Source organism: Geodermatophilus sp. SYSU D01045 (assembly GCF_054050295.1).
Map to the genome: position 1 here is coordinate 1 of NZ_JBJGZB010000038.1, position 12,159 is coordinate 12,159.

Sequence of the window (12,159 nt, forward strand, 5' to 3'; positions counted from 1 at the left end):
GAGCCGCCCGCCGGTCGCGGCGGGCGGCTCAGCGCGCCGCGGGGGTGTGCGCCGCGGCCGCGGGCGCGGTGGCGAGGACGTGCTCCCACACGGCCCTCACGACCACACGGCCCTCACGACCACACGGCCCTCACGACCACACGGCCCTCACGACCACACGGCCCTCACGACCACACGGCCCTCACGACCACACGGCCCTCACGACCACACGGCCCTCACGACCGCACGGCCCTCACGACGGCTCCCCCGGGAGAGCCGGGTGCCCCTGCCGGCGGCCCGGCCGGACGGCGATCCGCGCGCGCCCGCCGGCGGGCGGGGAGGGGACCGCGGTGCAGCCGAGGGCCACGGCGGTGCGGGCCACGCGCTGCAGCGCCTCTCCCGTCCGCAGCCACGCGGCGGCGTCGTCGGTGCGCCAGTCGAGGACGAGGACCGGCGGCCGCCTCCCGACCGACACGACTGGCGCCCCCTCCGCGGCGGCCGCGGCCGCGAGGCGCGCGACCACGCCGGCGGGGACGTCGTCCCCGCCGGGCTCCCCGGCCGGCGCGACCGGCGGGAGGGCGGCGAGGTCGGGGTCCGGCAGGCCGGGCACGGGGTGCAGGACGGCCACCGGGCCGCCGGGCCCCGAGGGCAGGCGGTCGGCGGTGGCGGCCCAGCCCGCGGCCGCCAGCGCCGCGCGGAGGTCGAGCACCAGGCCGCCGGCGGCGAGCAGGGAGGCCGGCGCGGCGGTCCCGCACGGCCCCTCGACCTCGAGCCGGTCGGGGTGCAGGACCACGCAGGCGGACCGTCCCGGCAGGCCCGCCCGGCCGCGGACGACGGCGGTCGCCACGTCCTCGAGCACGGCCATCAGCGGGGTCAGCCGCGGTCCGGTGTCCTCCGGCGGCCTCACCGGCGCGGTCGGGGGCCTCACGGTCTCCACCTCCCGGTCGCGTCCCCGGCTACCGGCCGGCCGCGGCGGAGGTCGTGCGGACGCCGAGGTCACGGCCCCACGCCCGGGCCCGCTCCTCCTCGCCCTCGACGAGCGGCCCCGTGGTGCCGACGACGGAGAAGTGCTCGGCCGGCGCGACGACGCGGGCGCCCAGCCGGCCGAGGAGCTTCTCCTCGGTGCGGGACGCATGGTCCATCTTCGCGATCACCGGGTGGCCGCTGCCGCGGGTGTCGAACGCGGCGGCGGACACCCCGCCGGGCGCGCGTACGGACTCCAGCCACTCGTGCAGGCCGGTGCCGGGATCGGGCACCGCGGCGCCGTACTGGTCCGCCGCGCTGCGCCGGGTGGAGGGCCGCGGCATGCCGAAGGCGTGGTTGGGGCCGCCGACGACGAGCAGGGTGACGTCGGCGCCGATCTCGGCCGGCGCGTCGGCCGCGGCGACGACGTCGGCCGGCAGCGACTCCGACAGGCCGGCGGCGACCGCGCGGGCGATCGCGGCGGCGTCGCCGAACAGGGACTCGTAGACCACCAGTGCACGGCTCACGGGGACGTCCTCCCTCGGGTTCCGGTCGCTTCTGCCGATGCTGCGCGGCGCCGCCGTCCGGCGGTCACGGGCGGAGGGCCCCGGCGGGCGGGCCGGAGGTCGCTGCCGAGGAGGGCCGCTCAGCGGCGGCGGCCCCACAGGAACCAGGCGGCGGGACCCACCCAGTTGACGGCGATGACCGCCGCCCACACGGCCCGGCGGCCGTTGACCTGGTCGGGACGGCGGCGCGCCAGGTCGGTCCACGCGGCGACCGCCAGGGACACCTGCACCGCGCCGAGGCCCAGGAGCACGCCCCGCTCCCGCGGTGTCAGCTCCGCCCAGCGGCGTGCCCGGTCCCGGCTCGCGGACGTCGTGCTCGCGGACGTCATGGCGGCCTCCTCGGCACCGGTGCGGGTCCCGTCCCGTCGAGCCTCCGGGGCCGGCCGGCCGGGCGCGAGGGGCGGTGCGTCCCTGCCGGGCGGGACGTTCGGCACTCCGGGCGCCGGTCGCCGCCGCGCCAGACCGGACGCCCCGACGGGGTGGTGGAGGTGATCGGCCGCTCAGGAGGCCGGGGCGCCCTCCCCGGCGTCCCCGTGCAGGGCGCCGAAGACGTCGAGCAGCCGCTCGCGGGCCGCGTCGGGCAGCGTCGGCACCGGCAGCGCCCGCAGCGCGGCGGCCGTGCCGCGGACCTGCTCGAGGTAGACGACGCACGGGTCGCACAGCTCCAGGTGCGCGTGGACCGCGCGGTCGACCGGCTCGGGCAGCGCGCCCTCGAGGTGCTCGGTGACCAGCTCGACGAACTCCTGGCAGGCGACCTCCAGGACGTCGTCGACGGAGGGGCGGGGCGCCGGCAGCTCAGCCACGGTCCTCTCCTTCCCCCGGGGCACCGCGGTACACGTCCTCGAGCCGGGCGCGCAGCCGCGCGCGGCCCCGGTGCAGCAGGATCCGCTGGTTGCCGGCGCTGATCCCCAGCCGCTCGCAGACCTCTTCCGACGTCAGGCCGTGGACGTCGCGCAGCTCGACCACGGTGCGCTGCCGCTCGGGCAGCTCGGCCAGCGCCGTGCGCAGCTCCCGGCGGACCTCGCCGGCCTCCACGGCCTCCTCCGGCGGGGGGTGCCAGGGGCGCGGCGCGCCGGCGTCGGTCCAGTGCCGGGGCCACCGGTCCGCGCTGCCGCGGAAGCGGGCCGGGTCGACGGTGGGGCCGGCGTCCGGGCCGTCCCCGTCGGGGAAGACGGAGGACCACGGCAGCACGCGGACCTCCCGGGCGCCCCGGGAGCGGGCCTGGTTCTCGAGGATCCGGAACACCCAGGTGCGCAGCGAGGACCGGCCCTCGAACCGGTCCAGCTGCCGGATCACGGCCAGCCACGTGTCCTGCACGACCTCCTCGGCGGAGGCGCGTGTCGACACGTGCAGCAGGGCCACGCGCAGCAGCGCGCCCGACCAGGCGTCCACCAGGTCCCCGAAGGCACCGCGGTCCCCGGCGCGCAGGCGCTCGAGCAGCTCGGCCTGGGCCTCGCTCCCGCCCTCCCGGACGGCGGCGGCGACCGCCGAGGAGCCCGACTCCTGTGGCATGGACCTGCTCCTCGCGCCGCGACGACCGGGGACGGGGAACCGCTGCGGCCATCCTGCGGAGCCGGGACCGGGGACGTCAGGGGAGGAGGTCCCGCCGGGACGCTCACCTCCGGGCCCGCTCGGCCTGGTCGATCGCCCACGCCGCGTTGACCAGGCCGATGTGGCTGAACGCCTGCGGCACGTTCCCGAGCAGCTCGCCGGTGGCCGGGTCGACCTCCTCGGCCAGCAGGCCCAGGTCGCTGACGAAGCCGGCCGCCCGCTCGAACACCGCACGGGCCCGCTCCACCTGCCCGGCCAGCGCGAGCGCCTCGGCCAGCCAGAAGGTGCACAGCAGGAAGGTGCCCTCCTCGCCGGCCAGCCCGTCGACCCCCTCCTGGGTGCGGTAGCGGTAGACCAGGCCCCGCTCGTCGGTGAGCCGTTCGGCGATCGCGTCGATCGTCGCCATCATCCGCGGGTCGTCGGCGGGCAGGAAGCCGACGATCGGCAGCACCAGGTTCGAGGCGTCCAGCGCGGTGGACCCGAAGGACTGGGTGAAGGCGCCGGCCTCCTCGTTCCACCCCTGCTGCAGCACGGTGTCGCGGATCTCCTCGCACGTCTTCGCCCACTCGTCGACCCGGTCCTCGCAGCCGAGCCGGGGGGCCAGCTCGATGGCCCGGTGCAGCGCCACCCAGCACATGACCTTCGAGTACAGGAAGTGCCGCGGCTCGCCGCGGACCTCCCAGATGCCCTGGTCGGGGTCCCGCCAGCGGACCGCGGCGGTGTCGGCGCAGGAGGCGAGGAACCAGCGGGTCTCCTCGTCGAGGCCGGCCAGCTGGTCGCGCAGCCGCGCGGCCGCGCCGAGCAGCTCGCCGTAGACGTCGACCTGGCGCTGGTCCCACGCGCCGTTGCCGACCCGCACCGGGCGGCTGTCCCGCCACCCGCGCAGGTGGTCCAGCGTCCGCTCGCTGAGGTCGTGCTCCCCGGCGACGCCGAACATGATCTGCAGCGACACGTCCGGGCCGATGCCCCCGGCGCCGGCGGTGGTCATGAAGGCGAAGAAGTCCTCGGCCTCGTCGGGGCAGGCCGCCACCCACAGCGCCTCCATCGTGAAGCTGGCGTCGCGCACCCACGAGTAGCGGTAGTCCCAGTTCCGCTCGCCGCCCACGCCCTCGGGCAGCGACGTCGTCGCGGCGGCGACGACCGCGCCGCTGGGCTGGTACGACAGCCCCTGCAGCACCCGCCCGGAGAGGTGGACCAGGTCCGCCCAGGGGCCGTCGTAGGACTGGTGCAGGGCGCACCAGGACTCCCAGGCCTCCAGCGTGCGGTCGAGCAGCCCGGCCAGCTCCGGCTGGGACCACACGTGCGCGGGCACGGGGTCGCCGAGGGTGCTGCGCTGCAGCGCGAGGTGGACGACGTCGCCGGCGCGCAGCCGCAGCCGCGCCGTGGCCCGGCCCTCGTCGAGCTCCGCCGGCGCCGGCAGGGTCAGCACCAGCCAGTCCGCGCCGCCGCGTGCGGCGACCCCGCCGTCGAGGTGGGACAGCAGCGGCACGATGAGCCCGTACTCCGGCCGCGGCCGGTAGTCGACGAGCACCTCCACCTCGCCTGCGGTGCAGGCCAGCCGGCGCACCAGCACGTGCGGGGCGTCGACGCCGATGCGGTGCCCGCCGTTGTCCGGCCCGAGCCCGAGCGCGTCGGTGAGCACGAGCTCGCCGTCCGCGGTGCGGAACGTCGTCTCCAGCGCCAGCGAGCGGCCGGCGTACCGGCGGGTGGCCGTGAACTCGCCGTCCGGGTGCACCGACCAGTGGCCGGCGTCGTCGTCGAGCAGGTGGGCGAACACCGCCGGGCCGTCGAAGCGCGGGAAGCACAGCCACTCCACGGTGCCGGCGCGGTCGACCAGCGCGCAGGAGTGCCGGTCGGAGAGGAAGGCGAGGTCGGCGATGGGGGTGGAGCTCATGGCGGTCTCCCGGGGTCGAGCGGTCGTGCCTGTGCAGTCGCGCCGCCGCCGGTGCCGTTACGCGTAACGCCCGGCCGGGGCGTGGGGACGGGGACGGCGAGAGCGAGGAGGTCCGATGTCCGAGTCCGGTGTGTCCGAGGTGCTCGAGGTGGACGTCGTCGTCGTCGGTGGTGGCCCGGCGGGGGAGGTGGCGGCGGGCCGCTGCGCCGACCGCGGCCTGGAGACCGCCCTGGTCGAGAGCGAGCTGGTCGGCGGTGAGTGCTCCTACTGGGGGTGCATCCCCAGCAAGACGCTGCTGCGCCCGGGGGACGTGCGGGCCGCGGCGGCGCGGGTGCCGGGCGCCGGCGCCGTGCTCGACGTCCCGGTCGACGCCGCCGCGGCGTTCGCCCGCCGGGACCACATGACCGCGTCGTGGGACGACCGCGGCCAGCAGGAGTGGCTCGCCGACCACGGCATCCGCCTGCTGCGCGGGACCGGCCGGCTCGCCGGGCCACGGTGCGTGCAGGTGGCGGGCGGGCCGGTCGTGACCGCCCGGCGGGCGGTCGTGCTCGCGACCGGGTCGGTGCCGGTGCTGCCCCCGGTGCCCGGGCTGGCCGACGTGCGGCCCTGGGACAACCGGTCGGCGACGTCGGCGAAGGAGGTGCCCCGGCGGCTGCTCGTCCTCGGCGGCGGCGCCGTCGGGCTGGAGATGGCGCAGGCGTTCCGGCGGCTGGGCGCGGCCGAGGTGACCGTCGTCGAGGGGATGGACCGCCTGCTGCCGCGGGAGGAGCCCTTCGCCGGGGAGCAGGTGCGGGACGCCCTCGAGCGGGAGGAGGTCGCCGTGCGGCTGGGCACCCTGCTGACCGGCATCCGCCGCGAGGGGTCCGACGGGCCGGTGCGGGCCGCCCTGCACACCGGCGACGAGGTGACCGCCGACGAGGTGCTGGTCGCCGTGGGCCGGCGGCCCCGCACCGGCGACGTCGGGCTGGAGACCGTGGGGCTGACGCCGGGACGGCCGCTTGCGGTGGACGACCGGCTGCGCGCCGTCGGCGTCGCGGGGGAGTGGCTGTACGCGGTCGGCGACTGCACCGGGCTGGCTCCGTTCACGCACATGGGCAAGTACCAGGCGCGGGTCGCCGCGGACGTGGTCACCGGCCGGGACGCCCGGGACCGCGCCAGCCGCGACGCCGTCCCCCGGGTCACCTTCACCGACCCGCAGGTGTGCGCGGTCGGGCTCACCGCGGCCCAGGCGCGGGAGCGCGGCCTCGCCGTCCGCGTGGTCGACGTGGGCACCGGCGAGGTGCCCGGGTCCTACGTCTCCGGCGAGGGGCTCGGCGGGACGACGCGGCTGGTCGTGGACGAGGCGGCCGGCGTCCTCGCCGGCGTGACCATCACCGGCAGCGGTGTGCAGGAGCTCCTGCACTCGGCGACGGTCGCGGTCGCCGCCCGGGTGCCGCTGGCCGACCTCGCGCACGCCGTCCCCTCCTTCCCGACCGTCGCCGAGGTGTGGCTGCACGCCCTCGAGGCGGCGGGGTTCTGACGGGGGACCGCCGTGCCCGAGGTCTCGTTCACGAACCTGCTGGTGGTCGCGGCGGTCGCCGCGGCGGTGCCGCTGGCGCTGGGCTGGGCGCCGCGGCTGCGCGTCCCGTCGGTGGTCCTGGAGATCGTCGCCGGGGTGGTGCTCGGTCCCTCGGTGCTGGGCTGGGTCGAGGTGGACCTGCCGGTTCAGGTGCTGGCCCTGGTCGGGCTGGCCTTCCTGCTGCTGCTCGCGGGCCTGGAGATCGACCTGCGCGGGCTGCGCGGGCGGTCCCTGGGGACGGCGGGGCTGGGCTACGCGGTCAGCCTCGGGCTGGCCGCGCTCGTGGGGCTGGGCGCCGACGCGCTGGGCTGGACCGCGAGCCCGCTGTTCCTCGCCGTCGCGCTGACCGCCACCGCGCTGGGGCTGGTGGTCCCGGTGCTCAAGGACGCCGGGCAGGTGGCCTCCCCGGTGGGGCAGACCACGATCGCCGGCGCGTCGGTGGCCGACTTCTCCGCCATCGTCCTGCTCACGCTGCTGTTCTCGGCCTCCGGCGGGGGCGCGGGGACGACGGCGGCCGTCCTCGCGGGCCTCGGCGTGCTGGTCGCGGTCCTGGCCGTCGTGCTGGGCCGGGTCGGGATGTCGATTCGCCTGGGGGACGTGCTCGTCCGGCTGCAGGACACGACGGCGGAGATCCGGGTGCGGCTGGTGGTCGTGCTGCTGTTCGCGTTCGTGGTCCTCGCCGAGCGGCTGGGGCTGGAGCTGCTGCTCGGCGCGTTCCTGGCCGGCGCCCTGGTCGGCGTGCTCGACCGCGACTCGGCCACGCACCCGCACTTCCGCCTCAAGCTCGAGGCGATCGGGTTCGGGTTCCTCATCCCGGTGTTCTTCGTGGCCAGCGGGGTGCGGCTGGACCTGCGGGGGCTGGTCGAGGAGCCGGGCGCGCTGCTGCGGGTCCCGGTGTTCCTCGCCGTCCTGCTCCTCGTGCGCGGCCTGCCGGCGGTGCTGCACGTCCCGGCGCTGGGCCGGCGGGGCGCGGCCGCGGTCGGCCTGCTGCAGGCAACCTCGCTGCCGTTCCTGGTGACCGCGGTGCAGATCGGGGAGGCCACCGGCCGGCTGGACCCGGTGACCGGGGCGGCGCTGGTCTGCGCCGGGCTGCTGTCGGTGCTGGGGTACCCGGCGGTGGCGCTCGGGCTGCTGGGCCGGGAGCCGCAGGTGCAGCCGCAACCCGGGCCGGCCGGTCCGCGGCCGGGCGGGACGCCGGCGCCGCGCCCGGCGGAGACCGTGCCGGAGCGGCCTCCGGCCTGACCCACGGCCGGGCGGGCGGCCCGATCCCGGGGAACCCGTGCCACGCCGACCGGCTCGTGCTCTGCCCACGGATGCTCTGCCCACGCGGATGCTCTGCCCACGGATGCTCTGCCCACGGACTCGTGCTCTGCCCACCCGGGGTGGGCAGAGCACGAGCGTCCGCGTCAGGCGCGTCAGGCCATCCCGGCCCCGGCCTCCTGCGACGCTCCGGCCTCCGGCTGCGAGCCGGTCCGCGGCCGCGGCACGGCGGCGGCCGCGCCGGGCACACCGAGGCGCTCGGCGATCCGGTCGGCGACCCGCAGCGCGTTGGCGACGATGGTCAGCGTCGGGTTCACCGCGGTGCTCGACACGAAGAACGACGCGTCGGCCACGTAGAGGTCCTCGACCTCGTGCATGCGGCAATCCAGGTCCAGCGGCGCGGTCGCCGGGTCCGGCCCGAAGCGGATCGTCCCGTTCTGGTGCGCCACCCCGCCGATGCCCAGCTGCCCGCCCGCGTACTGGCGGTTCTCGTACACGTCCTGCTCGCACCGGATGGAGTCCAGCAGGCCCATCAGGCGCATCCGCAGCCGGGCGACCTCGGCGGCGTTGGTGCGGCGGTAGAACAGCCGGATCCCGCCGTCGGCGTCCACGGTCACCCGGTTCTCGTCGAGCGGCAGGTCCTCGGTGGTGAGCCAGAAGTCGATCGAGTGGCGGGCGAGGTCGGCGGGGTCCCGGGCGTCGGGGACGTCGAAGCCGATGAGCACCGCGTCGCTCTTGCCGTTCATCTGGATCGAGCCGACCGGGTACTCCCAGTCCGGGTCGAACGGGTCGGACCAGTAGAGGTCGTTCACGCCGATCGTCTTCTGGAAGCGCGTCGGGTTCGGCGTCTTCGAGAACGCGACCAGGCCGGAGTTGTTGTGCAGCATCAGGTGCCGGCCCACGTGCCCGGAGCCGTTGCCCAGCCCGGCCGGGTGGCGGTCGGACGCCGAGGCCAGCAGCAGCGCGGCGGAGTTGATCGCGCCGGCGGCCAGGACGACGACGTCGGCGGTGTACTCCTCGCGCACGCCCTCGCGGTCGACGACGACCCGCGAGACCCGGCGGCCCGAGGCGTCGGTCTCCAGCCGCACCACGCGCGCCCGGGTCCGCAGCTCGACGTTCGGGGACCGCAGCGCAGGCCGGACGGTCATCACCTCGGCGTCCGCCTTGCCCTGCACCAGGCACGGGAAGCCGTCGCAGGTGGCGCAGCGGATGCACGCCGACAGGTGCGGCTGCGCCTCGTCGCGCAGGATGCCGTTGGGCAGGGAGAACGGGTGCAGGCCCGCGGCGGTCAGGTCCGCGCGCAGCTGGGCGATCCGCGGCTCGTCGCTGATCGCCGGCCACGGGTACGGGCCGGACGCCGGCGGGTCGTCGGGGTCCTCGCCGCGGGTGCCGTGCACCTGGTAGAGCTGCTCGGCCCGGTCGTACCACGGCGCGAGGTCGGCGTAGGTGATCGGCCACGCCGGCGAGACGCCGTCCACGTGCCGGACCGGCCCGAAGTCCCGTTCCCGGAAGCGGTAGAGGACCGCGCCGTAGAACTTGGTGTTCCCACCGACGTAGTAGTGCTGCTTCGGCGTGAACCGCCGCCCGTCGGCGCCGTCGGTCCACTGGCCGCTGTTGGCGTAGCGCTTGTCGGCCCACAGTGCCCGCGGGTCCCAGTTCTCGACCTCCCGCGGCAGCCAGTCACCGCGCTCGAGGACCAGCACCCGCTTCCCGGTGGGCGCCAGCGCCCAGGCGACCGCGCCGCCGCCGGCTCCCGACCCGATGACGACGACGTCGGCGTGCTCGGCCATGGGGTCCTCCTCAGGTGATGGCGAGCGGGGTGATCCAGGCGCCGGTGGCGCCGCGCAGCTTGGCGTGGCTGACGACGAGGCAGAACTCGCGCAGCCCGGCCGCGGCCGCCTCGGCCAGCCGCAGGTTCTCCAGCACGACGACGCCGTGCCGGACGTTGAGGGTCTGAGGGACGACGAACGGTTCGCCGGGGTCCTCGGGCGGCACCGGGCCGTGGCTCCAGGTGTCGCAGCCGGTCAGCGCGATCCGCCGCTCCGCCAGCCACCCCGCGAGCTCCAGTCCCGGGCCGGGCTCGCCGGAGGAGTACCGCCCGGGGTCCTCGCTCCAGAACCGGCCCCAGCCGGTGTGGAACAGCACGGCGTCCCCCGGGCGCGGCGTCCGCCCGCCGAGCGCGGCCCGGGCGTCGTCCACCGTGACGACGTCGCCGGGGCCCAGGGCGTCGACGCCGCGGACGGCGGCGACGTCGAGCAGCAGGCCGCGGGTGACCACCTGCGGGAGCGTCTCCACGCCGAGCCGGTTGGTGCCCCACTCCTCGGCGATGTCGGCCAGCCTGTGGCCGTTGTAGGTGCGGTCGCCGACCTGCAGGTGGTTGAGCGCGTCCAGGTGGGTCCCCATCTGCTGGGTGGCGGTGATCTGCTCGACCACCCAGTTCACCCCGTTGCGGCCCCAGCCCTCGGGGCCGCCGCCGTCCGGCCGGCGGCGGTTGACGAAGTGGGCGTTGGTCGTCAGGTAGGAGCGGAACGTCCGCCCGGGGAAGGCCGGGACGTCGGCGTGCAGCACGTGCGCCAGGTCCAGCACCCGCCCGGTCCGCACCAGGGCGACCGCCGCGACGACGACCTCGGGCGTGATCTCGTTGAGCGCGCCCGCGGCGTCGTCCGGCCCCCAGCGGGAGGGGAACCAGCCCGCCGTCCGCTCGTCGGCCGAGGGCGGGCGGTCCAGCGCCGTCACTCCGAGGACCAGGTGGTCTCGAACGACGGGTAGAGGGTGAGCCCGCCGTCGACGAACAGGGTCTGGCCGGTGACGTAGGCGGCCTCGTCCGAGCAGAGGAACGCGGTGATCGCGGCCATCTCCTCGGCGTCCCCGGCGCGGCGCATCGGGATGTGGCTCTCCACCATCTGCCGCTTGACGGGGTCGTCGATCCAGGACCGGTTGATCGGGGTGACCGTCGCGCCCGGGCCGATGCCGTTGACCCGGATGCCGCGGGCGGCGTACTCGAGGGCGAGCGTGCGGGTGAGGTTCTGCATGCCGCCCTTGGAGACCGAGTAGCCGAGGAAGCGGGGCTTCGGGATCACCTGGTGGACGCTGGAGACGTTGACGACGCAGCCCGGCGAGCCGGTGGCCAGCCACGTGCGGACGGCCTGCCGGCTGCACAGGAAGGCGCCGCGCAGGTTGACCGCGAGCACCCGGTCGAAGGCGGCGGCGTCGAGCGCGTCGCTGTCGGCGGCGACCTGGATGCCGGCGTTGTTGACCAGCAGGTCGATCCGGCCGTACTCGCCGAGCGCCTGCTCGAACATGGCGCCGACCTGGCCCTCGGAGGACACGTCGGCGGCCACCAGGATCGGGTGCGTGCCGGCTGCGGACATCTCCTTCATGCAGATCTCCACGCCGTGCTCGATCGCCTCCCGGGTCTCCTCGGCGCCCTCGGGAGCGCCGACGTAGTTGATGGCGACGTCGACGCCCTCCTGACCGAGGCGGATGGCGATCGCCTGCCCGATGCCGGAGCTGCCGCCGGTGACCAGCGCCTTCTTGCCCTGCAGACCCTTCACGTCCTGCTCCTGTCGGTGAGTGCCCGTGCCCGTCCCTCGGTAAAGGAGGCGACGGCGTCGTCGGGCGTGCGGATGCGGCCGGCGCCGACCAGGGCGCCGAAGGGGGCGTTCCAGAACGGGTCGTCCGACGGCGGCCCCTCGTGCGGGCCGACGTAGAGGTAGGGCTCCGGTGTCGCGTCGTCGCCGGGCGAGACCCCGTAGTTGACGGCGTCGAGGGTGATCGCCAGGTCCAGGTGCTCGGGCCACAGCACCGGGTCGGCCGGGGTGCCGAGCGCGGCGGCGAAGCGGCGCAGGGCGGCGTCACCGAGTGCGTACCAGGCGGCCAGCCGGTGCGCGGCGACGGCGTCGACCGGCAGGGGCGCGTCGGGGTCGGGGACCGTGGCGGGGGAGTAGCTGCCGCGCAGGCCGAGTTCGACGCCGGCGGCGTCAGCCGCGGCCCCGAGCGTGGTGAGCGGGTGCTGGTGCCGGGCGTCGCCGTCGACGACCACCAGCCGGTCCGCGACGACGGCGAGCTGCCGGCCGCCGACGCCGCGGGTGGTGGCGTAGCCGCCGGGGAACGGGCGCAGCCGGATGGTCCCGGAGGCGGCGAACTGCCCGGCGGCGAGGACGTGCTCGGCGAGCAGGTGCCAGCTGTGCCGGGTCGTGACGAGTGCCGGCGGTGAGGTGCGCGTCATGCACCCGTCGTCCCACGCCGGCGCCCGTTCGTTACGCGGCCCTCCTCGGACGAGGCGCGACCGCCGACTCCGCGTGTCCCGTCCCTCCGCGTGGAGGGTGCCGATGCCCGCGACCCGGACCGACCGCGGCGGGCCGGCCGCGCCGTCGACCGTCGGCACG

12 protein-coding genes are annotated in these 12,159 nt (G+C 76.6%); 2 read left to right on the plus strand and 10 right to left on the minus strand.

What is annotated here, in order from left to right; translation table 11 throughout:
• Nucleotides 1-232: 232 nt before the first annotated feature.
• The 6 genes from ACI798_RS21330 to ACI798_RS21355 form a co-directional block, all read right to left on the minus strand.
• The gene (locus ACI798_RS21330) at nucleotides 233-907 is read right to left on the minus strand and encodes a hypothetical protein (protein WP_457048891.1); all 675 of its coding nucleotides are present in this window, start codon (nucleotides 905-907) and stop codon (nucleotides 233-235) included.
• A 28-nt stretch (nucleotides 908-935) separates the two neighbouring features.
• Nucleotides 936-1,469, minus strand: a complete 534-nt coding sequence (locus tag ACI798_RS21335; protein ID WP_457048892.1) for a hypothetical protein — start codon at nucleotides 1,467-1,469, stop codon at nucleotides 936-938.
• Between the two features lie 119 nt (nucleotides 1,470-1,588).
• The gene (locus tag ACI798_RS21340) at nucleotides 1,589-1,837 is read right to left on the minus strand and encodes a PLD nuclease N-terminal domain-containing protein (protein ID WP_457048893.1); all 249 of its coding nucleotides are present in this window, start codon (nucleotides 1,835-1,837) and stop codon (nucleotides 1,589-1,591) included.
• A 171-nt stretch (nucleotides 1,838-2,008) separates the two neighbouring features.
• Entirely contained in the window at nucleotides 2,009-2,311 is a 303-nt protein-coding gene (locus tag ACI798_RS21345; RefSeq protein ID WP_456939215.1) for a zf-HC2 domain-containing protein, read from the minus strand.
• Entirely contained in the window at nucleotides 2,304-3,020 is a 717-nt protein-coding gene (locus ACI798_RS21350) for an RNA polymerase sigma factor (protein ID WP_457048894.1), read from the minus strand. Before ACI798_RS21350 ends, ACI798_RS21345 begins: the two co-directional genes overlap by 8 nt.
• Before the next feature lie 103 nt (nucleotides 3,021-3,123).
• The gene (locus tag ACI798_RS21355) at nucleotides 3,124-4,953 is read right to left on the minus strand and encodes a glycoside hydrolase family 15 protein (protein WP_457048895.1); all 1,830 of its coding nucleotides are present in this window, start codon (nucleotides 4,951-4,953) and stop codon (nucleotides 3,124-3,126) included.
• A 115-nt stretch (nucleotides 4,954-5,068) separates the two neighbouring features.
• Here ACI798_RS21355 and ACI798_RS21360 point away from each other — a divergent pair, with 115 nt between their 5' ends.
• Both ACI798_RS21360 and ACI798_RS21365 read left to right on the plus strand, forming a co-directional pair.
• Nucleotides 5,069-6,472 (plus strand): dihydrolipoyl dehydrogenase family protein, encoded by a 1,404-nt coding sequence (locus ACI798_RS21360; RefSeq protein WP_457048896.1) that lies wholly within the window; start codon nucleotides 5,069-5,071, stop codon nucleotides 6,470-6,472.
• A gap of 12 nt (nucleotides 6,473-6,484) precedes the next feature.
• Nucleotides 6,485-7,753, plus strand: coding sequence for a cation:proton antiporter (locus tag ACI798_RS21365; protein ID WP_457048897.1), 1,269 nt, complete (start codon nucleotides 6,485-6,487; stop codon nucleotides 7,751-7,753).
• Between the two features lie 173 nt (nucleotides 7,754-7,926).
• On the opposite strand, the gene ACI798_RS21370 is transcribed toward ACI798_RS21365, so the two are convergent.
• The 4 genes from ACI798_RS21370 to ACI798_RS21385 are packed head-to-tail and all read right to left on the minus strand — an operon-like array spanning nucleotide 7,927 to nucleotide 11,999.
• Complete coding sequence (locus ACI798_RS21370) at nucleotides 7,927-9,561, minus strand: FAD-dependent oxidoreductase (protein ID WP_457048898.1); 1,635 nt, start codon at nucleotides 9,559-9,561, stop codon at nucleotides 7,927-7,929.
• Nucleotides 9,562-9,571: 10 nt separating this feature from the next.
• Nucleotides 9,572-10,507: a cyclase family protein gene (locus ACI798_RS21375; protein WP_456939209.1), complete on the minus strand. Its 936-nt coding sequence runs from the start codon at nucleotides 10,505-10,507 to the stop codon at nucleotides 9,572-9,574.
• The gene (locus tag ACI798_RS21380; RefSeq protein WP_457048899.1) at nucleotides 10,504-11,325 is read right to left on the minus strand and encodes a glucose 1-dehydrogenase; all 822 of its coding nucleotides are present in this window, start codon (nucleotides 11,323-11,325) and stop codon (nucleotides 10,504-10,506) included. The genes ACI798_RS21375 and ACI798_RS21380 overlap by 4 nt, the downstream gene beginning before the upstream one ends.
• Nucleotides 11,322-11,999, minus strand: a complete 678-nt coding sequence (locus tag ACI798_RS21385; protein ID WP_456939207.1) for a hypothetical protein — start codon at nucleotides 11,997-11,999, stop codon at nucleotides 11,322-11,324. Before ACI798_RS21385 ends, ACI798_RS21380 begins: the two co-directional genes overlap by 4 nt.
• Nucleotides 12,000-12,159: the final 160 nt, after the last annotated feature.